The sequence below is a fragment of the Streptomyces sp. NPDC091279 genome (assembly GCF_044757465.1).
Taxonomy (GTDB): Bacteria; Actinomycetota; Actinomycetes; order Streptomycetales; family Streptomycetaceae; genus Streptomyces.
The window spans coordinates 294,620-319,263 of record NZ_JBIVVA010000009.1 but is presented as its reverse complement, the minus strand read 5'-3'; the positions used below and the strand labels follow the sequence as shown (position 1 = coordinate 319,263).

The window sequence follows — 24,644 nt, the reverse complement described above, 5'->3', positions numbered from 1 at the left end:
GAGGCAGGTGGCGGCCCAGTGCCGAGAACGACGGACCCGGACGGCGTCCCCGTCCCGCAGCGGCTGCTGGCCGCCGCCACCCGGCTCTTCGCCGAGCGGGGCTACGACCGCACCTCCGTACAGGAGATCGTCGAGGCGGCCGGCGTCACCAAGGGCGCGCTCTACCACTACTTCGGCTCCAAGGACGACCTCCTGCAAGAGGTGTACACGCGCGTGCTGCGCCTTCAGCAGGAGCGCCTGGACGCCTTCGCGGACGCCGACGAGCCGGTCGAGAAGCGGTTGCGGGCCGCCGCCGCCGACGTCGTCGTCACCACGATCGCCAACCTCGACGACGCGATGATCTTCTTCCGCTCGATGCACCACCTCAGCCCCGAGCAGAACAAGCAGGTCCGCGCGGAACGCCGCCGCTATCACGAACGGTTCCGCGCCCTGGTCGAGGAGGGGCAGCGCACCGGCGTCTTCTCCACCGCCACCCCGGCCGACCTGGTCGTGGACTACCACTTCGGGTCCGTCCACCATCTGTCGACCTGGTACCGCCCGGGCGGCCCGCTCGGCGCCCAGGAGGTCGCCGACCACCTCGCCGACCTGCTGCTGAGGGCGCTGCGGCCGTAACCGGCGACCCGGGCCGGGCACGAGGCACGAGGGAAGCAGGGCACAAGTAATGCGCGCGCGTAAGGGGCGCCCGCAATGGCGGACGCCCCTTACGCATGCGCGTCGCAGGAGCCTCTTGGGCTCACCCGGTGGCTCAGAGGTACTTCTTCAGCTCCCGGCGGGCCAGGGACCGCTGGTGGACCTCGTCCGGGCCGTCGGCCAGCATCAGCGTGCGGGCGCTCGCGTACAGCTCGGCCAGCGGGAAGTCCTGACTGACCCCGCCCGCGCCGTGCAGCTGGATCGCCCGGTCCAGGATGCCGACGACCGTGCGCGGGGTGGCGATCTTGATGGCCTGGATCTCGGTGTGGGCGCCCTTGTTGCCGACGGTGTCCATCATCCAGGCGGTCTTCAGCACCAGCAGCCGCAGCTGTTCGACGGCCACGCGCGCGTCCGCGATCCAGTTCTGCACCACGCCCTGCTGGGCCAGCGTCTTGCCGAACGCCGTGCGGGAGACCGCCCGTCGGCACATCAGCTCGATGGCCCGCTCGGCCATGCCGATCAGCCGCATGCAGTGATGGATACGGCCGGGGCCGAGCCGGGCCTGCGCGATGGCGAACCCGCCGCCCTCCTCGCCGATCAGGTTCGACACCGGCACCCGCGCCTGGTCGAAGAGGACCTCGGCGTGCCCGCCGTGGGAGTGGTCCTCGTAGCCGAACACCTGCATGGCCCGCTTCACCGTGACGCCCGGGGTGTCACGCGGGACCAGCACCATGGACTGCTGGCGGCGGATGTCGGCGCCGTCCGGGTCGGTCTTGCCCATCAGGATGAAGATCTTGCAGTCCGGGTTCATCGCCCCGGAGATGTACCACTTGCGGCCGGTGATGACGTACTCGTCGCCCTCCCGCCGGATGTGGGTGGTGATGTTGGTGGCGTCCGAGGAGGCCACCTCCGGCTCGGTCATCGCGAACGCCGAGCGGATCTCGCCCGCGAGCAGCGGCTCCAGCCACTGCTTCTTCTGCCGCTCGTCGGCGAACTGCGTGAGCACCTCCATGTTCCCGGTGTCCGGTGCCCCGCAGTTGGTCGCGGTCGGCGCCAGCTGCGGGGAGCGGCCCATGATCTCGGCGAGCGGCGCGTACTGGAGGTTGGTGAGCCCCGCGCCGTACTCGGCGTCGGGCAGGAACAGGTTCCACAGGCCCTGGCGACGGGCCTCGGCCTTCAGCTCCCCGACCACCGCCGGGGTGTCCCAGGGGGAGGACAGGGCGGCGCGCTGCCGCTCGGCGACCTCCTCGGCCGGGTAGACGTACTCGTCCATGAAGGCGAGCAGCCTGCCGCGCAGTTCCTCGGTGCGGGCGTCGTACGCGAAATACATGGCTGGTCAGCCTTCCTGAAGAGTGGTCAGGCCGTGCTCGATGAAGACGGGTACCAGTTCGCCGATGCGGTCGAAGCCGCCGCCGACGGTCTGGCCCAGGGTGTGGCGGTAGTGGATGCCCTCCAGGATCACGGCGAGCTTGAACCACGCGAACGCCGTGTACCAGGCGACCTGCGACACGTCCCGCCCGGAACGCGCCGCGTACCGCTCGACCAGCTCGGCCGGTGCCGGGTGCCCGGCGGCCGACGCGGTGGTGGAGATGGGGGAGTCGGGCAGCTCCAGCGGAATGCTGTACATGACCAGCAGCCCGAGGTCGGTGAGCGGGTCACCGAGCGTGGACATCTCCCAGTCGAGGATCGCGGTGATCCGGTCGTCGGCGCCGATCAGGACGTTGTCCAGCCGATAGTCACCGTGCACCACCGCCGGGGCCGGAGAGGTCGGCAGCCGGCGCCCGAGCATCCCGTGCAACTCGTCGACGCCGGCCAGCTCACGGGTGCGGGAGGCGTCCAACTGCTTGCCCCAGCGCCGCAGTTGCCGGTCGAGGAAGCCCTCGGGGCGCCCGAAGTCGGCGAGCCCCACCGACGCCGGGTCCACCGCGTGCAGCTCGACCAGCGTGTCCACCAGGGACAGCACCGCACCCCGGGTGCGCTCGACGCCGAGCGGCGCCAGCTCCTCGGCCGTGCGGTAGGGGATGCCCTCGACGAACTCCATCACATAGAACGGCGCCCCGAGCACCTCCTCGTCCTCGCACAGCAGCACCGGACGCGGCACCGGCACCTCGGTCGGATGCAGGGCGCTGATCACCCGGTGCTCACGCTTCATGTCGTGCGCGGTCGCCAGCACATGCCCCAAAGGCGGCCTGCGCACGACCCATGTGGAGTCGCCGTCGGTGACCGTGTACGTGAGGTTCGAGCGTCCGCCCTCGATCAGCCGTCCGGTCAGCGGGCCGTGCACCAGCCCGGGACGCTCACGGTCGAGCAGTCCGCGCAGCCGGTCGGGGTCGAGACCTGGCGGATGGTCGGGGCGCATCGATGCTCCTCTGCGGGCGCGGGAACGGAACCCGACCCATGATGCCGACCGGTCGGTATGTAGTCCAGTGCCGGGCGACGACGTGATCGGGACCACGGCACACCGACGGCCCCTCGCGCCCCCGGCGAGAGGCCGTTGTCGACACGTTTCAACCGATCAGACCGATCAGACCGATCGGGGCGACCGATCAGGCGGATCAGTGATCGTCCCAGTGCCCCTCGTGCGCCGCGTGCCGGTGGCCGTCGTGCAGATAGTCGACGTGGTCGCGGTGGGCGACGGCCGGGTGTCCGCACCCCGGACCGTGCTGGTGCTCGTGGGTGGCGTGCGGGGCGTGACCCGCGCGCTCGCACTCGTCCCAGTGGCCGCCGTGCTCGCGGTGCAGATGACCGTCGTGCGCGTAGTCGACGTGGTCCCCGTGCGGCACCTCGGTGTGCCCGCAGCCGGGGCCGTGGGTGTGCGTGTGGGAGGCGTGTTCCAGGTGGGGGGTGGTGGTCATGGTGCTCACCTTCGGTGTGCGGGGCGATCGGGGCATATGGGGTCATCCCGGTTGCGTGGCGTCCGGCCACCCCGGAGGGTCGGTGACATGAGAGGCATCAGCTACCGCCGCTACGGCGGCCCCGAGGTGCTGGAGTACGGCGAACTGCGCGACCCCAAGGTCGGGCCCGACTCGGTCCTGGTCAAAGTATGCGCGGCGGCCGTCAACCCCGTCGACTGGAAGAGCCGTGCGGGGTACCTCGACCCGATTCTGGACGCGGTCTTCCCGGTGATCCCCGGCTGGGACGTCTCGGGGGTCGTGGTCCAGCCCGGTGCGGCGGTCTCCGAGTTCGCGGTCGGCGACGAGGTGATCGGGTATGTGCGGGAGGACTTCCTGTCCCGGGGCACCTTCGCCGAGTACGTCGCGGCGCCGGTGCGCACCCTCGCCCGCAAGCCCCGCAACCTCTCCTTCACCGAGGCCGCAGGTCTCCCGCTGGCCGGGCTCACCGCCTACCAGGTGCTGTACAAGGTGCTGGAGGTAGGGCGCGGCGACACGGTCCTGGTGCACGCGGCGGCCGGCGGCGTCGGCTCCATCGCCGTCCAGCTCGCCCGGCACCTGGGCGCCCGGGTGATCGGCACGGCCAGCCCCGCCAACCACGACTACGTGCGTGAACTGGGCGGCGAGCCCGTGGCGTACGGCGAGGGCCTGGCGGAACGGGTGCGAGGTCTTGCCCCCGAGGGCGTGGACGCCGCGTTCGACACGGTCGGCGGCGAGGCCCTGAGCGTCTCGGCCCAACTCCTCGCTCCGGAGGGCAGGTTGGCCTCGATCGCCGACCCCGACGTGGTGGCCTACGGCGGCCGCAACTACTGGGTCCGCCCCGACGCGGCCGACCTCCTCCGCCTGACGGAACTGGCAGAACAGAACGTCATCACCGTCCACGTCTCAAAAACGTTCCCCCTCCCCGAAACACCCCAGGCCCACCTCCTGAGCGAACAGTCCAAAACAAGAGGAAAAATCGTAGTAACAATCAACTGGCAAACAGAGGAAACCTGATTCAGCCAACGGCCAGGCAGCGCCCCAAAGGGGCGCGGGGCTGTTTTCGATGTGCGGCTCCGCCGCGCGGGCGCGACCAGCCCCAACGGCGCCGCACCCGCCAAACAACCGTTCCACCCGCCCCCGCAGGCGCTAAAACACTATGACCGCCGCACAAACCGCCAACGCGACCGTGCACAGCACAGCCATGGCGGCATGCCGAGGAGCCAGAGCCACCGGCGCCCCACCAGAAGCCAGCACCCGAATCCGCCGATGCGCGAGCATCAGAAACCCCACCCACAGCAGACAGCACACCCCACAAGCCACCACCCCCGCCCCGGACGCCGAGTCCCGAAGAACCGTCCGCACAGCCAACACCGCAGCCACCGTCCCCGCGAGCGTCGTCCGCCGCCACGCCAACAACGTCCGCTCAGGCTGAAGCCCAGGATCACGCTCGCCGCCGTTCACGGACCCCACCTCACCAACAGGCCCCCGCCCACGGCGCCGCCGTTGACCGACCGCCCCCACCCCACCGGCACGCCCCCGCCCACGGCGCCGCCGTTCACCGACCCCACCCCACCGGCACGCCCGCGCTCACCGGGACGGCCCCTCACCCCTCCCACCCCACCAGCACCACCACGACCATCGCGACGGCGACCACCGCGACCATCACACCGAGCAGCGCCGGGAACCGGGAGACCGGCAGATCCTCCCCCCGCCGCATCGCCCGCTCGCACCGCACCCAGTGATTGACCGCGCGCAGGGAACACAGCACGCCCGCCGCCAGCAGCGCCAGCGCGAGCCCGACCCGCCAGCTCCAGGGCAGGTCGGGCAGGAACTGGTCGACCGCGAAACCGCCGCCGATCAGCGCGAGCGCGGTGCGCAGCCAGGCCAGGAAGGTGCGTTCGTTGGCCAGGGAGAAGCGGTAGTCGGGTGTGCCGCCCTCCTCCCGGATCTCCTGCGGGGCGAACCACAGCCGGACGTTCCGCGAGAATTCGATCACCCTGCCGATTTTATCCGGGGGTGTGCGAACGGAACTCCTTGAGCCGTTGGTAAGCGGCCAGCCCGTCCGCGACCCACTCCCACTGCGGAAGCCGCCGCTCCAGTTCCGCGTCGGTGAGGAAGTCGTGCCAGGCGACCTCCTCGACCTGCGGGCTGACCGGCAGTACGCAGCGCACCTCGTGCACGGCGGACCACCAGGAGTGCCCGGTGCCGGGGTCCTCGTACAGGAACGTGAAGAGGTGCCGGGGCTGCGGCAGACCGGTGACGCCGAGTTCCTCCTCGGCCTCGCGCAGGGCCGCCGACGCGTAGGACTCGCCCGCGCCGACGACCCCGCCCACGAACATGTCGTACAGGGAGGGATACACCAGCTTGGTGGAGGTGCGGCGGTGGACGAAGACGCGGCCCTCGGCGTCCCGGACCTGGATGAACACGCACCGGTGGCGCAGGCCCCGCGCGTAGGCCTCGCCGCGGGGCGCCCGGCCCACGACGCGGTCGTTCTCGTCGACGATGTCGAGGATCTCGTCAGCAGCGCTCATGCCGCCCATCCAAGCAGGCGCGGCGGTCAGTGGTGCCCGTGTTGCAGGAGGTCCCGGACGCGGTGGTGCCTGCCCGAACCGGCCGGCATCGCCGGGTGCATGCCCAGCAGCACGATGCCGAGGACGATCGCCGCGAGGCCGGCCGCCTCCCAGGCCAGCGCCCCGGTGTCGGTGCGCAGCCGGTCGCCGAGGAAGCCGACCCCGCAGACGATCCCGGCCAGCGGCTGGGCGGCGGTCAGCGCGGGCAACGACATCCGCAGCGGCGCCGTCTCGAACGCGCTCTGCACCAGGATCAGCCCGGTGACGCCGATGGCCAGCACGGCGTACGGCTGCCAGCCGGTGAGCACCTCGGTGAGGCCGCCCGCGGCGAACCGCTGCCCGGTGACCCGGGTCAGGGCGTCCTGGACGCCGTAGAGGAGGCCCGCGGCCAGGGCCAGCAGGACCGGGGCGCGGTTCATCCGGGAGCGCTTGGCGTACCCGGTCAGCAGCAGGGCGGTGCCGACCATCACGCCGATGATCAGCCAGTGCCGCAGCGGGTCGCTGATGGCGGTCCCGCCGCGTGGCTCACCCGCCAGGATGAACGCCGTCACCCCGCCCGCGAGCAGCACGAGCCCCGCCCAGCCCTGGCGGCCCAGCGACTGCCGGGTCTGGTGGCGGGAGAGGGCGAGGGCGAACAGGAGGTTGGTGGCGAGCAGCGGTTCGACCAGGGAGATCTCACCCCGGCCGAGCGCGATCGCGCCGAGCACCATGCCGGCCACCATCAGGGCGATGCCGCCGAGCCAGCGCGGCATCTTCATCAGGTCCAGGAGCAGCCGGGGGGAGAGGAAGTCGCCGAGCGGGGCGTGCTGGGCCGCGTTCTGCTGGAGCACGAACCCGAAGCCGAGGCAGCAGGCAGCACTCACGGCGAGAACCAGAACCAGAACCGACACGCTGCGTACCTCGATCGAATTCGCCGGGTCACGGGTGCGTCGTGGCCGACTGTAGCGTTCCCGCGCGGGGAGTGCCCCTGGGAGTACCCGGCCCGTGGGGAGCGCCCCCGGGAGCACCCGGCTCGCGGGAGGTGGCCCGGCCACACCGCCCTGCCTCGACAACGGCGGTGACATGACCGTTTCGCCATGGTGCGGGCCCGGCGAGGAAGGCGCCATGGCCTACGCCACACGGGTGAGCGGCGACGCGTGCGCGGACCTGCGGATGTGCGGGTCGGGTGAACCACAAGTGCCCCTGGATCAACGGTAGTTGAACCATGGAGGAGACCTGGTGAACTTGACGGGGAGCGTTGGCTGAGGGTTTGCTGTGCGTGATCAGTTGACGGCAGTCCGACATCCTGCCGCCGAGCCGCGTCGCGTGAGGAAGTCCCGCGGTGTCCCCACCCCCGCCACCCCTGCGCCGCACCCGCACCCGCGCGGACCGCACCCCCGACCCGGCCCTCGACGACGCCGAACTCGTCGCCGCCCGCGCCGCGTTGACCCGGGGACGCTGGCAGGCCGCCCGCTCCCTGCTGGCGCACACCGGGGACGACTGGGACCGCCGTGGCCACCGCGTCACCGTCCTCGCCCGGGAGCCCTCCACCACCGCCTGGGCCCGCGACTGGCTGCTCGCCGACCCCGACTCCGCCGACGCCGCCGTCCTGCTCGGCCTCGCCCTCACCCACCAGGTGCTGCGCGGCAGGGAGAAACCGTTACGGGCCCGCGAGGCCTGCCAGGCCGCCATCGTGCGCCTGCCCACCGACCCCACCCCCTGGCTCGGCCTGCTCCTGCTGGAACACGCCCAGGGCACCGGGCAGACCACCGAACAGCTCTTCGACGAGATACGCAGCCGCTACGCCGACCACCACCACGCCCACCATCTGATGGTCGCCCACCTCGCCGCTCGCGGCGCGGCCGCCGGACCCGACCCGCTCCACGAGGTCTACGACTTCGCCGGCTGGGCCGCCGAACAGGCCCCCGCCGACTCCCCGCTGGCCGTCCTGCCGGTCGTCGCGCACGCCGAGCGCTACCGCGCCCTGGCCGCCGCCGGACACGAACCCGCCGACCCGGCCGCCTCCGGGCACTGGAACGGCCGCCGGGCCCGCCAGGTCATGAAGGGCGCCTTCGACTGGTGGCTGGAGTGGGAGCACGAGGGCCACCCGCGCCGCCTCGTCGACCTGAACTTCCTCGCCCACGCCAAGGTCTGCGAAGGCCGGGGCGCCGAGGCCGCCGCCCTCTTCCACCGGATCGGCGACCACCTCACCCCGGCCCCCTGGTCCTACCCGGACCGCGACCCGCACGCCGCCTTCCGCGCCGCACGCGCCGCCGCGCTCGGCACCACGTGACATCCTCACCCCGACACCGGCACGCCCCCAGGCGCCCCACCGAAGGACGGTCCCCGCGATGACCCCGGGCATCAGTACGTTCAAAGGGCGGGAACGGGCCCTGCGCGCCGACCGCCTCGGCACCTCGGGCCTGCTGCTGTCCGTGCTCGCCGCGACCGGCCCGCTCCTGGTCGTCGCCGGTGTCATGCCCACCACATTCGCGGTGATGGGGATCGTCGGCCAGCCGCTCCTGTTCGTCCTGCTCGGCGCCGTCCTGCTCCTCTTCAGCGTCGGCTACGCCGAGATGAGCCGGCACGTGCACAACGCGGGCGCCTTCTACGCCTACATCTCCCGGGGCCTCGGCGGCACCGCGGGAGCGAGCGCCGCGCTCGTCGCCCTGGTCGCCTACAACGCCCTCCAGATCGGCATCTACGGCCTCTTCGGCTTCGAGGTCTCCGGGCTCCTCGCCACCTACGCGCACCTGGACCTCGCCTGGTGGGTCCCGGCGCTGGTCGGCGTGGCCATGGTCGGGGCACTGGGCTGGCTGAAGATCGACGTCAACGCGCGTGTGCTGGGCCTCCTGCTGATCATCGAGGTCGCCCTCGTCGTCGTCTTCGACGTGGCCGCCCTCACCGGCCCCGCCCCCCAGGGCCTGTCGCTGCGCGCCTTCGACCCGGACACCCTGACCGGCGCGGGCGTCGGCACCGCCCTCTGCTTCTGCATCGCCGCCTTCACCGGCTTCGAACAGGCGCCCGTGTACGCCGAGGAGACCAGCCGCCCGCATGTCCTCGTTCCGCGCGTGATGCTCCTCGCGGTCACCTTCGTGACCGTCTTCTTCGCGCTCAGCTCCTGGGCGTACACCGTCGCCACCGGTCCCGACGCGATCGTGTCCACCGCGCGCGGGCAGAGCGCCGGGCTGCTGTTCTTCCTCACCGAGTCCCGGCTCGGCACGGCGTTCACGGACGTCCTGCACGTCCTCTTCGTGACCGGCATGTTCGCGGCCCTGCTCAGCTTCCACAACGTGGTCGCCCGCTACGCCTTCGCGATGGGCCGCGAGGGCCTGCTGCCGCGCACCTTCGGCCGCACCACCGGCACGAGCGGCGCCCCCGGCACCGGCTCCCTGCTCCAGACGTCGATCGCGGCGCTCATGGTGGCCGTCTTCGCACTCGCCGACGACCGCCCGGTCGGCGACCCCACCGAACCGGTGCTGCACCTGTTCACCTGGTTCGGCAACGTCGGTGCGCTCGGCGTCATCGTGCTGATGGCGGCGGCGTCCTTCTCGGTCGTCGTGTTCTTCGTCCGGCGCGGCGCCGCCCGCGCCCAGGGCTGGCGGCTGGCCACCTCGGTCGTGGCCGGCCTCGCCCTGCTGGTGATCGCCGGCTACACGGTGAAGGACTTCGACATCCTGGTCGGCGCGGGCCCCGACTCCGCCCTCAGCCTCCTCCTGCCCGGCATCATCGCCGTCGCCCTGCTCGGGGGCCTGGCCCAGGGCGCCCTGCTGCGCTCCCGGTCCCCCGCCTCCCACGCCCGCATCGGCCTGGGCAACGAGGCGTTCCAACTGGACAAGGCGGCCGGGGAGAAGCCGTAGTCCCGCGCACGGGAGGCCTCCCGACGTAAGAAGTGCACGCGAATACCCGACGACCACCGGAGTCTGGTGCGGGGACCGGTGCCGAGGGTGTTCGATGGATACGTGAACGATGAACCACCCGAGGAGCGGGGCACCCCGGTCGGCCGCCGGGTGCTGCTGGGCACCCTCGGCCTGGGCGCCCTCGGCGTGGTGACGGCCCCCGCCCTCCAACGCGGCCTGGAGGGCTTCCTCGGCGCGGCGGCCGACAAGGACCCGACGGGCCTGACGGGCCTGCTCCCGAACGGCGGCGGCTTCCGCTACTACTCGGTGACGTCGTCGGTCCCACAGAAAACGGCGGAAACGTACCGACTCAAGGTCGACGGCCTGGTGGCGAACCCCACCACCTACACGCTGGCGGATCTGCGGGCGCTGCCGCAGACGAGACTGGTGAAGGACGTCCAGTGCGTCACGGGCTGGCGGGTGCCGGGGACGCCGTTCGAAGGCGTCCGCCTGTCGAGGCTGCTGGACGCGGCCGGGGTGCGGTCGTCGGCCGGCGCGGTCCGCTTCACGTGCTTCGACGGCGCGTACACCGAGAGCCTGACCCTGGACCAGGCCCGCCGGTCCGACATCCTGGTGGCACTGCGGATGCAGGACAAGGAACTGGCCCACGAGCACGGCGGCCCGGTGCGCCTGTATGTCGCGCCGATGTACTTCTACAAGTCCGCCAAGTGGCTCTCCGGCATCACCGTCACCGAGCACGTCGAGCCCGGGTACTGGGAGGAACGCGGGTACGACGTGAACGCGTGGGTAGGCCGTTCGAACGGACGGGACGATGACCCCACGAACTGAGGCGGCCACCGTGCCGTCCGTCGAGGTACGCCGGTTCGGCGCCGCCCAGCGCTGGGTGCACCGCGCGACGGCCGCGCTGATGGGGGTGTGCGTGGTGACGGCGGCGTGTCTCTACGTGCCCCAGCTCGCGGAACTCGTCGGCCGCCGTGACCTGGTCGTCCGCGTCCACGAGTGGGCGGGCCTCGCCCTGCCGCTGCCGGTCCTGGCGGGCCTGGTCTCCCGCCCGTTCCGCGCCGACCTCGGCCACCTCAACCGCTTCGGCCCGCACGACCGGGTCTGGCTGCGGGCGGCGCTCCGCAGGGACCCACGCCGCGCTTCCCGCCCGGCGGCGAAGTTCAACGCCGGGCAGAAGATCTACGCGGCGTGGATCGCCGGGGCGAGCCTGGTGATGCTCGGCACGGGCCTGTTGATGTGGTTCACCCACCTCACCCCGATCCTCTGGCGCACCAGCGCGACCTTCGTCCACGACTGGCTGGCACTCACCATCGGCGTGGTCCTCGCCGGCCACATCGGCATGGCCCTGGCCGACCCGGAGGCGAGAAAGGGCCTGAGAACAGGAAGGGTCACCCAAGACTGGGCCACCCAAGAACACCCCCTCTGGCGCCCCTGACCCCGAGGGCCTTGTGCGCCGGAGAGAAACGCAGGCCGGCATCAACCAGCCCGTGGGGGTTCCCCCTCTGGGGGAGTTCGAGGACGAGGCCGTCCAGGCCGAAGGGGGGGTCTGGGGGCGCAGCCCCCAGGTCTCTTCGGCGCCGGGGAAACGCCGGTCGGCATCAACCAGCCCGTGGGGGTTCCCCCTCTGGGGGAGTTCGAGGACGAGGCCGTCCAGGCCGAAGCGGGGGTCTGGGGGCGCAGCCCCCAAGGCGGGTCGGGAAAGGGAAGGGGCGGCGGGGGCGCATCCCCCGTCGCCCCACCCCACCGGACAGCGAACCGTCAGGCTCCGAAGTCCAGCAACACCTTGCACGACCGAGCCCGATCCGCCGCCAACTCGAACGCCGCCTCCGCATCCCGCACCGGAACCACCGCACTCACCAACGCGTCGAACCCCGCCTCGGAGGCAAGCAACCGCAACGCCTCATCGAACTCGGAGTCGAACCGGAACGCCCCCCGCAGCTCGATCTCCCGGCTCACCACGAGGTTCCCGGCGAACGGGCTCTGCCCCGGCGGCAGCATCCCCAGCTGCACGACGACCGCCCCGCGCCGCACCCGCCGCAGACACGCGTCCAGCCCCGCCGCCACCCCGGACGCCTCGATGGCGACATCGGCCTCCACGGGCCACCCGGGATCGTCGGGGTCGTCGGCCCGGACGAGCACGTCGGCCCCGGCCAACCGCGCGTACTCCAGGGCCGCGGGCAGCAGGTCCGTCGCGATCACCTTCGCCGCCCCCGCGGCCTTGGCCGCCGCGATGACCAGGCACCCGATCGGCCCGGCCCCGGTGACCAGCACCTCACGCCCGCGCACGTCCCCGGCCCGCCGCAGCGCGTGCAGCGCGACGGAGAGCGGCTCGGCGAGCGCGGCCCGCAGCGGTTCGAGCCCCTCGGGCAACGCCCGCAACTGCTCGGCGGGTACCACGACATGGTCCGCGAACCCGCCCTGGACGTGCGGGAAACGGGCCGCGCTGCCGAGGTAACGCGTGTCCCGGCAGACGTTGCGCCGCCCGTCCACGCACTCCGGGCACACCCCGCACGGGGTCGCCGGGTGCACGGCGACGGCCGTCCCGACGGCGGGCCCGGTGGCGTCGGGGCCGTAGGAGACGACGGTGCCGACCACCTCGTGACCGAGCAGCATCGGTTCCCTCAGACGGAAGTCGCCGACCCCGCCGTGCCGCCAGTAGTGCAGGTCGGAGCCGCAGACCCCGCCGTAGCGGACGGCGACGAGAGCCTGTCCGGCGCCCGGCTCGGGCACCGGCAACGTGTCCACGCGCAGGTCCCCCTGGCCGTGGATGACACAACCCAGCATCTTCTGGTCCTCCTTCACAGGACGCTCGTCATGCCGCCGTCGACGTACAGGATCTGGCCGCCGATGAAGTCGGCGGCGGGGGAGGCGAGGAAGAGCACGCCGCCCACCAGGTCCTCGGTGCGGCCCCAGCGCCCGGCGGGCGTGCGCTTGCGCACCCAGGCGCTGAACTCCTCGTCGGCGACGAGGGGTTGGGTGAGTTCGGTCTCGATGTAGCCGGGGCCCAGGCCGTTGACCTGGACGCCCTGCGGCCCCCAGTCGGCGCACATGCCCTTGGTGAGCATCTTCAGGGCGCCCTTGGTGGCCGAGTAGGGCGCGATGCCGGGGCGGACCACCTCGCTCTGCAACGAACAGATGTTGATGATCTTGCCGTGGCCGCGCTCGGTCATCCGCCGGGCCGCCGCACGCCCGACCAGGAACGCGCTGGTGAGGTTGGTGTCCAGGATGCGGTGCCAGTCCGCGTCGGTGAACTCCAGGAGCGGGGCGCGCAGTTGCATGCCCGCGTTGTTGACGAGGATGTCGAGCGGGCCGACCCGTTCCTCGACGTCGGCGATCCCGGCCTCGACGGAGGCGCTGTCGGTGACGTCGAAGTCGGCGGTGTGCACGTCGCCGGGGAGCTTCGCGGCGGCCTCGGCGAGACGGTCGCGGTCACGGCCGTTGAGGACCACCGTGCAGCCGGCCTCCAGCAGGCCTTGGGCGAGGGCGAGGCCGATGCCCCGGCTGGACCCGGTGACCAGGGCCGTCCGGCCGCTGATGTCGAACAGGGGGTGACTCATTTTTCCGAACCTCTGGTTTCCGTGCCGCTAGATGACCAGCGAGAGGAGCAGGACCGTACCGCCGGCGACCACCGAGATGATCACCTCCATGACCGACCAGGTCTTGACGGTCTGGCCGACGTCGAGGCCGAAGTACTCCTTGACCAGCCAGAACCCGGCGTCGTTGACATGGCTGAAGAAGACCGAACCGGCCCCGATGGCGAGGACGAGCAGCGCCGTGTGGGTGCTCGACATGTCGGCCGTGAGCGGGGCCGCGAGGCCGGCCGCCGAGATGGTCGCCACCGTCGCCGAGCCCGTCGCGAGCCGGATCGCCACCGCGATCAGCCAGGCGAGCAGCAGCGCCGGTATCGACCAGTCCTTCGATATCTCCAGGATCATCTGGCCGACCCCGGAGTCGATCAGCGTCTGCTTGAAGCCGCCGCCCGCGCCGACGATCAGGAGGATGCCCGCGATCGGCATCAGCCCCTTCTCGACGGCCTCGGACAGCCGTTCCCTGGAGAACCCGGCGGGCCTGCCCAGCGTGAACATGCCGACGAGGACGGCCGCGAGCAGCGCGATCAGCGGCGAGCCGACCACGTCGAACACGCGCTGCACCAGGTGGGCCGGGTCGTCCACGACGATGTCGACCAGCGCCTTGGAGAGCATCAGCACGACCGGCAGCATGATCGTGGCGACCGTGACACCGAAGCCGGGGCGTTTGTCCAGGTCCTCCGAGGGGCGCTGCGGGATCATCCGGTCCGGCGCCGGGGCGTCCACCCAGCGGGCCGCGACCCGCGAGAACAGCGGCCCGGCGATGATCACCGTCGGGATGGCGACGACGATGCCGAGGGCCAGCGTGAGCCCCAGGTTGGCCTTGACCGTGTCGATAGCGGCCAGCGGCCCGGGGTGCGGCGGGATCAGGGCGTGCATCACGGACAGGCCGGCCAGCGCCGGGATGCCGATGCGCATCAGGGAGTAGTTGCCGCGCTTGGCGACCATCAGCACGACCGGGATCAGCAGCACGATGCCGACCTCGAAGAAGAGCGGCAGCCCGATCACCGAGGCGATCAGCACCATCGCCCACGGCATCGAACGCCCGCCCGCCTTGGCGAGGATGGTGTCGACGATCTGGTCGGCGCCGCCCGAGTCGGCGAGCAGCTTGCCGAGGATCGCGCCGAGCGCGATCAGCACCCCGACCCCGGCGACCGTGGAGCCGAGTCCGGTGGTGAAGCTGGCGATGGCCTTGTCGAGCGGGGCCCCGGCGAACGCGCCCAGGGCGAGCGAGCCGATGGTGAGCGCCAGGAAGGCGTGCACCTTGAACTGGGTGATGAGCAGGACGATGACGGCGATCCCGGCCAGCACGGCGATGCCCAGGTGGGCATGGCCGGCCGAGGTGATCGGCTCGACGGTGTCCGCTGCCAGCATCTCGACGCTGAGTCTGGTCACGGTGGGTTCCTTGCGGGGAGGTGCGGAAAGCTACAGGGCAGAGTCGGGAAGGGCGTCCAGCGCCTTGACGGCCCGCTCGGTGATCTCGTCGGGGGACCCGGCGACGTCCACGGCCACGCCGGCCTCGTCCGCCTCCAGCGGCTGGAGCGTGGCGAACTGCGAGTCGATGAGCGCCGTGGGCATGAAGTGGCCCTGGCGGTGCGACATCCGGTCCTCGATCAGGGCGCGGTCGCCGGTGAGGTGCACGAAGACGACGCCGGGGGCGGCGGCGCGCAGCCGGTCGCGGTAGGACCGCTTCAGCGCCGAGCTGCTGACCACCCCGCCGAGCCCGGCCCGGCCGTGCGCCCAGCCGCCGATGGCGTCCAGCCACGGCCAGCGGTCACCGTCGTCGAGCGGGGTACCGGCCGACATCTTGGCGATGTTGGCCGGCGGGTGGAAGTCGTCGCCCTCGGCGTAGGGAACGCCGAGCCGCGTCGCCAGCAGGGGACCGATGGTGGTCTTGCCGGTGCCGGCGACTCCCATGACCACGACGACGTGGGGGGTGCTCATCGCTGCCTCGCTGTCTTCTTCGACGTCTGCTGCGCCACCCGGACGCCGGACCCGGTGGCCACGGCGACACAAGGTGTCGACGTAACTGAAACCGATTAGGTACGACAAATTCAAGAGGGTGCGACATATAAGTCTGACCTTTTGCTGGTGTGACGCGCCCCGTACGCTGAGTGCATGAGCACACCGGGCCGGGGGCTGCACGGCCGAGTACTGGACACCCTCGGGCCTGAGATCACCGGGGGCGGCTATCCGCCGGGCAGCGTGCTGCGCACGGACGCCCTCGCCCAGCGCTTCGACGTCTCACGGTCGGTGATGCGGGAGGCGGTGCGGGTCCTGGAGTCCATGCACCTCGTCGAGTCCCGCCGCCGGGTGGGCGTGACGGTGCGCCCCAAGGCCGAGTGGAACGTCTACGACCCCCAGGTCATCCGCTGGCGGCTGGCCGGCTCCGACCGCCCGCACCAGCTCCGTTCCCTCACCGTGCTGCGCTCCGCGGTCGAACCGGTCGCCGCCGGACTCGCCGCCCGCCACGCGAGCGCCGCCCAGTGCGCCGAACTCACCGAGTGCACCCTCGGCATGGTCGCCACCTCGCGCGGCCACCAGCTGGAGAAGTACCTCGTCCACGACGTGGCCTTCCATCGGGTGATCCTGGCCGCGTCCGGCAACGAGATGTTCGCCCGCCTCGGCGATGTGGTGGCCGAGGTGCTGACCGGCCGCACTCAGCACGAGGTCATGTTCGAGGACCCCGACCCGGCCGCCGTCACCCTGCACGTCCAGGTCGCGGAGGCGGTCCGCGCGGGCGACGCGGTCCGCGCCGAGGAACTGACCCGCGAGATCACCATGGGCGCCCTCCAGGAACTGGACATCCTCGCCCCCTGACCTGCCGACCTTCCTCTTGGCCGCGCCGGTACCCTACCGAGCGCCCAACGCCGCTGCCCTGCCCGCCAGTTCGGCCCCGCCCCTCACTCCAGGATGTCCCCGTCCACGTACAGCCAGGCCCCGCCGACCCGCTCGAAGCGGCTGCGCTCGTGCAGGCTGCCGCCCGTGAAGGAGGCCCGGAACGTCACCGTGCCGGTGGTGTGGAAGGCGGTGCCGTCGGTGGCGTCCAGGATCTCCAGGCCCGTCCAGCGGGTGCCGGGGTCCAGATCGAGGCGGGCCGGACGGGTCGCCGGATGCCAGGTGCGCAGCAGATACGGCTCGTCGAGCCGGACGAACGCCGTGTACCGCGACCGCATCAACGCCTCCGGCGTCGGCGCGACCTCCCCGCGATGGAAACGGCCGCAGCAGGCGTCGTACGGCTCACCCCGCCCGCACGGACAGCTGGCGGGACGGGCCGGAGCGGGACGGGAGGCGCGTGGGGACATGAACGCCATTCTCCCGCACCGCACCGCCGTTGCGGCGCCGCCCCCGGTGGTGCCCGCTCCCCGCTATCCGAGCCCCGGCCGGGGGAGCGGGGGCAGGCGGGTGCCGTGGACCCACGCGTCGAACAGGTCGTCCAGCGGCTCGTCCGTGTAGCGGGCCGCGTGCGCCTGCAAAGCCTGCGTGGTCACCGCGCCGCCCCGGTGCGAGGCCGCCCAGCCGCGCAGCATCCCGAAGAACGCGTCGTCGCCCAGCGCACACCGCAGCGCGTGCAGGGTCAGACCGCCCCGCTCGTAGAGCCGGTCGTCGAACATCCACTTGCGGCCCGGGTCGGACAGCCGCAGGTCCTGCGGCAGCGTCGACAGCAACCGGTGCGCCACGGCGGCCAGTTGCTGCGCGCTGCGGCCGCCCGAACGCTCCGACCAGAGCCACTCGGCGTACTTCGCGAACCCCTCGTTCAGCCAGATGTGCCGCCAGTCGGCGATCGACACACTGTTGCCGAACCACTGGTGGGCCAGCTCGTGCGCCACCAGCCGCTCCGAACCCCGGGCCCCGTCCACGTGGTTGGCGCCGAACAGCGACAACCCCTGTGCCTCGACCGGCACATCGAGTTCCTCGTCGGTCACGACGACCGCGTACTCGTCGAACGGATACGGGCCGAACAGCTCCTGGAACAGGTCCATCATCGCGGGCTGCCGCGCGAAGTCCCGGGAGAACTGGGGGAGCAGATGCGCCGGGAGATGCCCGTGCTGCGGCACCCCGCCCGGGCCCGGATCACCGAGCAGCAGCGTCTGGTACTTGCCGATCGCCAGACCCACCAGATAGCTCGACGTCGGCGCCGCCTGCTCGTACACCCAGGTCGTCGTCGACGCCTTGGTGGTCCGGGTGAGCAGCCGCCCGCCCGCCACCACCGAGTACGCCGACGGCGTCGTGATCGAGATCTGGTAGGACGCCTTGTCGGCGGGCCGGTCGTTGCACGGGTACCAGGACGGCGCCCCCACCGGCTGGCTCGCCACCAGCGCCCCGTCCTCCAGCTCCTCCCAGCCAAGACCGCCCCAGGGGCTCGCGACCGGCTTCGGATTGCCCGACCACTGCACCTCCACCGTGAACGCGGTCCCGGCCCGCAACGGCTTCGCCGGACGCACCCGCAGCTTGCCGCCCCGGTGCGTGTAGTGCGCGGGCCGGCCGTCCACCCGGACCCGGCCGATCCTGAAGTCCGCCAGATTCAGCTGGAGTTCGGCCAGCGGCGCGCGCCCCGCTATGGCGTTGATGCGGGCCGCGCCGCCCAGCCGGTTGGGCCCCGGCCGGTAGTCCAGCGAGAGTTCATACCGGTGCACCCGGTAACGGGCATCGCCGTTGGCCGGGAAGTAGGGGTCCGCACCCGCTGGTTGCTGCACTGCCACTGCCGTATCCGCTCCCTGCGCCGTCTGGCCGCCGCCCACCGGTGCGCCGCCCGGAACCCCGTGACCGCCGGCGGGTGGCGGGAAGCCACCCGCGCTCACGGACGCCATGCCTCGATCGGGTTCCCGAGCCAACGGGTGTCGTCCGGGACGGATTCCCCGGCCATGACGAGCGACGCGGGGCCCAGCGTGGTGCGGGCCCCGATCGTGCTGCCGGGCAGCACGATCCCGCCAGGGCCCAGTGTGGCGCCCTCTCGGAGGACCACAGTATCCGTCCGCAAGATCCGGTCGTGGAAGAGGTGGGTCTGGAGGACGCAGCCCCGGTTGACCGTCACCCCGTCCCCCAGCGTGACCAGGTCCGTCTCCGGCAGCCAGTAGCTCTCCACCCAGGTGCCCCGGCCGACCCGGGCGCCGAGCCCGCGCAGCCAGGCCGTCAGCACCGGCGTCCCGGGCACCGAACCCGCCAGCCACGGCACGGCCACCACCTCGACGAACGTGTCCGCCAGCTCGTTGCGCCACACGAACGACGACCACAGCGGATGCTCACCGGCCCGGTGCCGCCCGACAAGCAGCCACTTCGCGCCGATCGACAGCAGCCCGGCCAGCACCCCCGCCGCCAGCAGCACAAGCCCCGACAGCAACGGCGCCCACACCCCCAGCACGCACAGCGCGGCCACCGTCCCGACCGCGAGGGCGGCCGAGCAGAACACCGGCACGATCCGGCACAGCTCCACCAGCGCCCGCGCCCACAGCAGCCGGGCCGGCGGCTCATAGGTACGGCTCTGGTCGCCGTCGGAGGCCCGGCGCGGCAGCTTCACCGGCGGCAGGCCCAGGTAGGAGCTGCCCTTCTTCGCCTTCTTCGGCGTCGCCGACAGCACCCCCACCAGACCGCCGTCCGGCACGCTGCGGCCCGGCGCGGTCATCCCGGAGTTCCCGAGGAACGCCCGCCGCCCGATCTCAGCGCGCCCGATCCGCATCCAGCCGCCGCCCAGCTCATAGGGCGCGGTCAGGGTGTCGTCGGCCAGGAACGCGCCCTCACCGACCGTCGTCAGCGACGGCAGCGCCAGCACCGTCGACACCTCGGCGCCCGCCCCGATCCGCATGCCGAGCAGCCGCAGCCACACCGGCGTCACCAGCCCCGCGTACAGCGGGAACAGCGTCTCCCGGGAGCGGTCCATCAACTGCGTGACCGTCCACGCCTGCCAGCCGATCCGGCTGTGCGTCGGATGCGTGCCCTCCCGCAGCCCCACGCTCAGCAGCCGCACCCCGACCAGGATCAGCAGCGCGTACGCCAGCCCGAACGCCAGCGTCGCCGGCACCAGCGCCAGCGCCACCCCGCGCAACGGCGCCGCCGGGTCGATCAGCGCGTCCACGACCAGGAACGCGACCCCGGCCGCCACCAACGGCAGCAGGGTCAGCGCCAGCCCCGTCAACCCGTACATGACCCGCCAGTACGTGCCGCGCTGCGGCCGCTCGGCCGGCCAGTTCCGCTTCGCCTTGCCGAGCTTCACCGCGGGCGCCCCGGCCCAGCGCTGCCCGGTGGTGATCTGCCCGGCCACCGCCGAACCCGGCGCCACCTCGGCCCGCTTGCCCACCCGGGCCCCGGGGAACAGGATGCTGCGCGTACCGACCACGGCATGCGCACCCACCTTGACCTGCCCGATCTCCAGCCGGTCACCGTCCAGCCAGGTGCCCGACAGATCCACCTCGGACTCCACGGCGGCGCCCCGGCCCAGCTTCAGCAGCCCGGTCACCGGCGGCAACGAGTGCAGGTCCACCTCCGGACCGACCTTGGCGCCCAGCGCCCGCGCGTACCGCTCAAGCCACGACCCGGTCAGCGAGGTCGCCCCGCTGAACTCGGCCAGCCGCTCCGCCGTCCACAGCCGCAGATGCACACTCCCGCCCCGCGGATACCGGCCGGGCCCGACGCCCCGCAGCAGCAGCCGCGCCCCGCCCGCCGCGATCGCCAGCCGCCCCGGCGGACTGAACAGCAGCAACGCCCCCGCCCCGACCACCCACCACGACGCGGTCGGCAGCCACGTGTACGACGGCAGCAGATTCCCGAGGGTCGCCAGCGCCACCGTCCAGCGCAGCCCCAGCAGCGTGAACAACGGCACCAGAAGCAGCAGTTGCAGCACCTTCGCGCGCACCGGCACCGGCGTGATCACCCGCGCCGCGCTGTCGTCGTGCGCCGACCGCTCCAGATGCCGGGCCAGCTTGCGCAGCACGGGCTGCTGATAGATGTCGAGGACGGCCGCGTTCGGATACCGGGTCCGCAGCAACGTCGTCAGCTGGGCCGCGCCCAGGCTGCTCCCGCCGATCGCGAAGAAGTCGTCGTCCGCGCCCGACACCGGCACCCCGAGGACATCCGTCCACTGCTCGGCGAGCCACGCCTCGGTGCCGTAGAGCCGCTCGACCGGGCCGCCGGTGTCCAGGTCCTTCAGCGGCCAGGGCAGCGCGTCCCGGTCGACCTTGCCACTGGTCCGCGTCGGCAGCTCGTCGACCGGCGCGAGCAGCGGCACGAGCGCGGCGGGCAGCGCGGCCCGCAACGTCTCCACCGCCGTCGACTGGTCCCAGCCGTCCTGCGTGACGACATAGCCGACCAGCAGTTGATTGCCGCCCCGCGCGGTCCGTACGGCGGCCGCCGCGCCCGCGACGCCGGGCAGCGCCTGGAGCGCGGTGTCGACCTCGCCGAGTTCGATGCGCCGCCCGCCGAGCTTGATCTGCTCGTCGGCCCGCCCCAGGAACACCAGCCCCTCGGGCTCGGCCCGCACCAGGTCACCGCTGCGGTACGCCCGCTCCCAGCCGAGCGACGGAAGCGGCGCGTACTTCTCCGCGTCCTTCTCGGCATCGAGATACCGCGCGAGCCCGACCCCGCCGATCACCAACTGCCCGCTGGCGCCCATCGCGACGGGCACCCCGGCCTCGTCGACGACGGCCAGCTCCCAGCCGTCCAGCGGCAGCCCGATCCGGATCGGCTCCTCACCGCTCATCAACGACGCACACGCCACGACGGTCGCCTCGGTGGGCCCGTACGTGTTCCAGACCTCCCGCCCCTCCGTCACCAGCCGCTGCACCAGCTCGGGCGGGCACGCCTCACCGCCGAAGATCAGCAGCCGAACGTCGTTGAGGGTCTCCGACTCCCACAGCGCGGCCAGCGTCGGCACCGTGGAGACGACGGTGATCTCCTGCTCGACCAGCCAGGGCCCGAGGTCGGCGCCGCTCCTGACCCGCGCCCGGGGCACCGGCACCAGACAGGCGCCGTACCGCCAGGCCAGCCACATCTCCTCGCAGGACGCGTCGAACGCCACCGAGAGGCCCGCCATCACCCGGTCGCCGGGCCCGACCGGGTCGTCGGTGAGGAACAGCGCGGCCTCCGCGTCCACGAACGCGGCGGCGCTGCGGTGGCTGACGGCGACGCCCTTGGGCTTGCCGGTGGAGCCGGAGGTGAAGATGATCCACGCGTCGTCGTCGACGCCGGGGCGGGCTGCGGGCACCTCGGACCGCCCGTGCAGGGTCAGTTCGTGCCCGGCGCCGATCACGCCCCGCACCTCGGCCTCGCCGAACACCAGCTCGGCCCGCTCGTCGGGGTCCTCGGCGTCCACCGGCACATAGGCGGCACCGGCGGCGAGCACGGCGAGGATCGCCACGTACAGATCGTTGGTGCCGGACGGCACCCGCACCCCGACCCGGTCGCCGCGTCCGACGCCGGCCGCGTCGAGCCGTTGCCGCAGCCCTTCCACGCGGGCCGCCAGGGCCCGGTAGGTCAGCCGGTCGGTGCCGTCGTCGAGCGCCAGTTCGTCGGGGCAGGAGCGCACGGCCGCGTCGAAGACGTCGACGAGGGTGCGCGGGGAGGCGGCCGGGCCGCCGGAGAAACGTGCCGTGTCACCGAGCCGCTCGCGAATCTCTTCGTCGAGCAGGCCGAGAGCGCTGCTCTCGTGTGTGGCTGCCATCGGGTCCTCGCGTCTCGTTCCCGGAACCTCCGGGGCGCTGGCGGGCCCGCAGGTCTGCCTGGGGTTGTCCGGGTCCAGCTCCGTAACAAGCCGGATATTTTAGTACGACACTATGTCTCACCTGCTGGTTCGGCGACCCGGCACCACCGAACGGGCCCCCGGGGCTGCCCGCCCGACCCCGGTGACCTGTGGATCTTCCTCCGGGGGAGAGATGGCCCACATCGCCCCGATGCGGCGGGAAAGCCACGGTTCAGCACGGCCGTTCACCCCGGAAGCCCCACCAGCCAAGCCCCCGCACAAGACCGTCCGGAACCAGCGGAACAGACAGCAGAAGACGCCTGGAAGAAGCTCAGGGAGCCCGAGGAGACAGAGGCGAGGAGACAGACAGAACAGACAGAGGGGGAGACCGGCCAGAACCGGTGGGGCACACAGAAGAACTCCCAGCCGGACGAATCCGCACTGGGAGTTCTCTGAACCATCTGTGGTGTCCGAGGGGGGACTTGAACCCCCACGCCCGTTAAAGGGCACTAGCACCTCAAGCTAGCGCGTCTGCCATTCCGCCACCCGGACCAGGTGTCTGTCGCGCGGGCGTTGCCCGTGGCGACAGAGAAAACACTACCAGGCTTTCGGAGGGCTCCTGATCACCCCTGGTCACCTCCCGCTCCCGGCGTGAACGGCGTGTGACGGGCCGGGCCCGGTCTTGGGGACGGGGTGCGGAGCGAGGGAGGATGAGGGCAACCACCAGCAGTGACAGCGGGAGGAAGCAGCGTGAGCGAGACGGACACGGCGCAGGCCGTCAGGGGCGAGGACGAGGTCGTCGACCTCTGCCGCGAACTGATCCAGATCGACACCAGCAACTACGGCGACCACTCGGGTCCTGGCGAACGCAAGGCGGCCGAGTACGTCGCCGAGAAGCTCGCCGAGGTGGGCCTCGACCCGCAGATCTTCGAGTCGCACCCGGGCCGCGCCTCCACCGTGGCCCGCATCGAGGGCACGGACCCGTCCCGGCCCGCCCTCCTCATCCACGGCCACACCGACGTCGTTCCGGCCAACGCGGACGACTGGACGCACCACCCGTTCTCAGGCGAGGTCGCCGACGGGTGCGTGTGGGGGCGCGGCGCGGTCGACATGAAGGACATGGACGCGATGACCCTCGCGGTCGTCCGGGACCGGCTGCGCAGCGGCCGCAAGCCCCCGCGCGACATCGTCCTCGCCTTCCTCGCCGACGAGGAGGCCGGCGGCACCTACGGCGCCCGGCACCTCGTCGACAAGCACCCCGGGCTCTTCGAGGGCGTCACCGAGGCGATCAGCGAGGTCGGCGGGTTCTCCTTCACGGTGAACGAGCAGCGGCGGCTCTATCTGATCCAGACCGCCGAGAAGGGCATGCACTGGATGAAGCTGACCGTGGCCGGTACCGCCGGGCACGGCTCGATGATCCACCGGGACAACGCCATCACCGAGCTGTCCGAGGCCGTCGCCCGCCTCGGCCGCCACACGTTCCCGGTCCGTGTCACCAAGACCACCCGCGCCTTCCTCGACGAACTCGGCGACGCCCTCGGCACCGAGCTGGACCCCGAGGACATGGAAGGCACCCTGGCCCGGCTCGGCGGCATCGCCAAGCTCATCGGCGCCACCCTCAGCAACACCGCCAACCCCACCCAGCTGGGCGCCGGTTACAAGGTCAACGTCATCCCCGGCGAGGCCACCGCGCACATCGACGGACGGTTCCTGCCCGGGTTCGAGGAGGAGTTCCTCACCGACCTCGACCGCATCCTCGGCCCCCGGGTCAAGCGCGAGGACGTGCACGCCGACAAGGCCGTCGAGACGACCTTCGACGGGGCGCTGGTGGACGCGATGCAGTCCGCGCTGCTCGCCGAGGACCCGGCCGCCAAGGCGATCCCCTACATGCTCTCCGGCGGCACGGACGCCAAGTCCTTCGACGACCTGGGCATCCGGGGCTTCGGCTTCGCGCCGCTCAAGCTCCCGCCCGAGCTGGACTTCGCCGGGATGTTCCACGGCGTCGACGAGCGGGTGCCGGTGGACGGACTCAAGTTCGGGGTCCGGGTGCTCGACCGTTTCCTGGACGCGTCCTGATCGCACACCGGGCCGGATAACCAGATCATTCGTCCGCCTGTGCGGGAGCGACTGAGAAGAGTGAATCCGACCATAAGCTCGTAGCTCCATTACTCCTTCCTCGTTACGGCAGGGTGCGATCCGCTACCTGGGGTCGTCTTGCCAACTAGGAGGAACAATGATCAAGAAGGTCGTCGCCGCTGCGGCTGCCACCGGTGGCCTGGTTCTCGCGGGTGCGGGTCTGGCCGTCGCCGACTCCGGTGCTCAGGGTGCCGCTGTGCACTCCCCGGGTGTCGTGTCCGGCAACGTCATCCAGGTTCCCGTGCACGTCCCGGTGAACCTGTGCGGCAACACGGTCTCCGTGATCGGGCTGCTGAACCCCGCCTTCGGCAACACCTGCGTCAACAAGTGACATC

At 72.0% G+C, this 24,644-nt stretch carries 23 protein-coding genes and 1 tRNA gene; 9 read left to right on the top strand and 15 right to left on the bottom strand.

Going from position 1 to position 24,644, the window contains the following annotated elements:
• The first annotated feature begins 18 nt into the window (after positions 1-18).
• Positions 19-612, top strand: a complete 594-nt coding sequence (locus tag ACIQOU_RS24090; RefSeq protein WP_401538867.1) for a TetR/AcrR family transcriptional regulator — start codon at positions 19-21, stop codon at positions 610-612.
• 133 nt (positions 613-745) lie between these two features.
• On the opposite strand, the gene ACIQOU_RS24085 is transcribed toward ACIQOU_RS24090, so the two are convergent.
• The 3 genes from ACIQOU_RS24085 to ACIQOU_RS24075 all read right to left on the bottom strand — a co-directional run bounded on the left by ACIQOU_RS24085 (position 746) and on the right by ACIQOU_RS24075 (position 3,485).
• Positions 746-1,960: an acyl-CoA dehydrogenase family protein gene (locus tag ACIQOU_RS24085; RefSeq protein ID WP_401538866.1), complete on the bottom strand. Its 1,215-nt coding sequence runs from the start codon at positions 1,958-1,960 to the stop codon at positions 746-748.
• Between the two features lie 6 nt (positions 1,961-1,966).
• Positions 1,967-2,989: a phosphotransferase family protein gene (locus ACIQOU_RS24080; RefSeq protein ID WP_401538865.1), complete on the bottom strand. Its 1,023-nt coding sequence runs from the start codon at positions 2,987-2,989 to the stop codon at positions 1,967-1,969.
• Positions 2,990-3,185: 196 nt separating this feature from the next.
• On the bottom strand, positions 3,186-3,485 hold the full coding sequence (locus tag ACIQOU_RS24075) for a hypothetical protein (protein ID WP_401538864.1): 300 nt from the start codon (positions 3,483-3,485) through the stop codon (positions 3,186-3,188).
• Positions 3,486-3,572: 87 nt separating this feature from the next.
• On the opposite strand from ACIQOU_RS24075, the gene ACIQOU_RS24070 reads away from it, so the two are divergent.
• On the top strand, positions 3,573-4,517 hold the full coding sequence (locus ACIQOU_RS24070) for an NADP-dependent oxidoreductase (RefSeq protein WP_401538863.1): 945 nt from the start codon (positions 3,573-3,575) through the stop codon (positions 4,515-4,517).
• Positions 4,518-4,649: 132 nt separating this feature from the next.
• Here ACIQOU_RS24070 and ACIQOU_RS24065 read toward each other — a convergent pair whose 3' ends face one another.
• The 4 genes from ACIQOU_RS24065 to ACIQOU_RS24050 all read right to left on the bottom strand — a co-directional run bounded on the left by ACIQOU_RS24065 (position 4,650) and on the right by ACIQOU_RS24050 (position 6,963).
• A complete protein-coding gene (locus ACIQOU_RS24065) occupies positions 4,650-4,973 on the bottom strand; it encodes a DUF202 domain-containing protein (RefSeq protein ID WP_401538862.1) in 324 nt (107 codons plus the stop codon).
• A gap of 133 nt (positions 4,974-5,106) precedes the next feature.
• A complete protein-coding gene (locus ACIQOU_RS24060) occupies positions 5,107-5,499 on the bottom strand; it encodes a YidH family protein (protein ID WP_401538861.1) in 393 nt (130 codons plus the stop codon).
• Between the two features lie 10 nt (positions 5,500-5,509).
• Positions 5,510-6,034: an NUDIX hydrolase gene (locus ACIQOU_RS24055; protein ID WP_401538860.1), complete on the bottom strand. Its 525-nt coding sequence runs from the start codon at positions 6,032-6,034 to the stop codon at positions 5,510-5,512.
• A gap of 26 nt (positions 6,035-6,060) precedes the next feature.
• A complete protein-coding gene (locus ACIQOU_RS24050; protein ID WP_401538859.1) occupies positions 6,061-6,963 on the bottom strand; it encodes a DMT family transporter in 903 nt (300 codons plus the stop codon).
• A gap of 431 nt (positions 6,964-7,394) precedes the next feature.
• Here ACIQOU_RS24050 and ACIQOU_RS24045 point away from each other — a divergent pair, with 431 nt between their 5' ends.
• The 4 genes from ACIQOU_RS24045 to ACIQOU_RS24030 all read left to right on the top strand — a co-directional run bounded on the left by ACIQOU_RS24045 (position 7,395) and on the right by ACIQOU_RS24030 (position 11,350).
• Entirely contained in the window at positions 7,395-8,345 is a 951-nt protein-coding gene (locus tag ACIQOU_RS24045; RefSeq protein ID WP_401538858.1) for a hypothetical protein, read from the top strand.
• A 58-nt stretch (positions 8,346-8,403) separates the two neighbouring features.
• Positions 8,404-9,912: an APC family permease gene (locus ACIQOU_RS24040; protein ID WP_401538857.1), complete on the top strand. Its 1,509-nt coding sequence runs from the start codon at positions 8,404-8,406 to the stop codon at positions 9,910-9,912.
• 102 nt (positions 9,913-10,014) lie between these two features.
• On the top strand, positions 10,015-10,740 hold the full coding sequence (locus ACIQOU_RS24035) for a molybdopterin-dependent oxidoreductase (RefSeq protein WP_401538856.1): 726 nt from the start codon (positions 10,015-10,017) through the stop codon (positions 10,738-10,740).
• Positions 10,724-11,350, top strand: coding sequence for a cytochrome b/b6 domain-containing protein (locus ACIQOU_RS24030; RefSeq protein WP_401538855.1), 627 nt, complete (start codon positions 10,724-10,726; stop codon positions 11,348-11,350). The genes ACIQOU_RS24035 and ACIQOU_RS24030 overlap by 17 nt, the downstream gene beginning before the upstream one ends.
• 323 nt (positions 11,351-11,673) lie before the next feature.
• On the opposite strand, the gene ACIQOU_RS24025 is transcribed toward ACIQOU_RS24030, so the two are convergent.
• From ACIQOU_RS24025 to ACIQOU_RS24010, 4 genes are read right to left on the bottom strand one after another with little or no spacing between them, the layout of a single operon-like run.
• A complete protein-coding gene (locus ACIQOU_RS24025; protein WP_401538854.1) occupies positions 11,674-12,699 on the bottom strand; it encodes an L-idonate 5-dehydrogenase in 1,026 nt (341 codons plus the stop codon).
• Between the two features lie 14 nt (positions 12,700-12,713).
• The gene (locus ACIQOU_RS24020) at positions 12,714-13,472 is read right to left on the bottom strand and encodes a glucose 1-dehydrogenase (protein ID WP_401538853.1); all 759 of its coding nucleotides are present in this window, start codon (positions 13,470-13,472) and stop codon (positions 12,714-12,716) included.
• A gap of 27 nt (positions 13,473-13,499) precedes the next feature.
• Positions 13,500-14,897 (bottom strand): GntP family permease, encoded by a 1,398-nt coding sequence (locus ACIQOU_RS24015; protein ID WP_401538852.1) that lies wholly within the window; start codon positions 14,895-14,897, stop codon positions 13,500-13,502.
• A gap of 30 nt (positions 14,898-14,927) precedes the next feature.
• Complete coding sequence (locus tag ACIQOU_RS24010) at positions 14,928-15,446, bottom strand: gluconokinase (protein WP_401538851.1); 519 nt, start codon at positions 15,444-15,446, stop codon at positions 14,928-14,930.
• A 174-nt stretch (positions 15,447-15,620) separates the two neighbouring features.
• On the opposite strand from ACIQOU_RS24010, the gene ACIQOU_RS24005 reads away from it, so the two are divergent.
• The gene (locus ACIQOU_RS24005) at positions 15,621-16,322 is read left to right on the top strand and encodes a FadR/GntR family transcriptional regulator (protein WP_401538850.1); all 702 of its coding nucleotides are present in this window, start codon (positions 15,621-15,623) and stop codon (positions 16,320-16,322) included.
• An 83-nt stretch (positions 16,323-16,405) separates the two neighbouring features.
• Here ACIQOU_RS24005 and ACIQOU_RS24000 read toward each other — a convergent pair whose 3' ends face one another.
• The 4 genes from ACIQOU_RS24000 to ACIQOU_RS23985 all read right to left on the bottom strand — a co-directional run bounded on the left by ACIQOU_RS24000 (position 16,406) and on the right by ACIQOU_RS23985 (position 22,725).
• Positions 16,406-16,807: a YchJ family protein gene (locus tag ACIQOU_RS24000; protein WP_401538849.1), complete on the bottom strand. Its 402-nt coding sequence runs from the start codon at positions 16,805-16,807 to the stop codon at positions 16,406-16,408.
• Positions 16,808-16,870: 63 nt separating this feature from the next.
• The gene (locus ACIQOU_RS23995; protein ID WP_401538848.1) at positions 16,871-18,205 is read right to left on the bottom strand and encodes a M1 family metallopeptidase; all 1,335 of its coding nucleotides are present in this window, start codon (positions 18,203-18,205) and stop codon (positions 16,871-16,873) included.
• A gap of 95 nt (positions 18,206-18,300) precedes the next feature.
• Positions 18,301-22,155, bottom strand: coding sequence for a Pls/PosA family non-ribosomal peptide synthetase (locus tag ACIQOU_RS23990; RefSeq protein ID WP_401538847.1), 3,855 nt, complete (start codon positions 22,153-22,155; stop codon positions 18,301-18,303).
• A gap of 482 nt (positions 22,156-22,637) precedes the next feature.
• Positions 22,638-22,725: transfer RNA gene (locus tag ACIQOU_RS23985), tRNA-Leu, on the bottom strand.
• A gap of 198 nt (positions 22,726-22,923) precedes the next feature.
• On the opposite strand from ACIQOU_RS23985, the gene ACIQOU_RS23980 reads away from it, so the two are divergent.
• Positions 22,924-24,249, top strand: a complete 1,326-nt coding sequence (locus ACIQOU_RS23980; protein WP_401538846.1) for a M20/M25/M40 family metallo-hydrolase — start codon at positions 22,924-22,926, stop codon at positions 24,247-24,249.
• Positions 24,250-24,406: 157 nt separating this feature from the next.
• Positions 24,407-24,640 carry a chaplin ChpH gene (gene chpH / locus ACIQOU_RS23975; protein ID WP_401538845.1) on the top strand — a complete coding sequence of 78 codons (234 nt, stop codon included), beginning with the start codon at positions 24,407-24,409 and terminating at the stop codon, positions 24,638-24,640.
• The last annotated feature ends 4 nt before the right edge of the window (positions 24,641-24,644 follow it).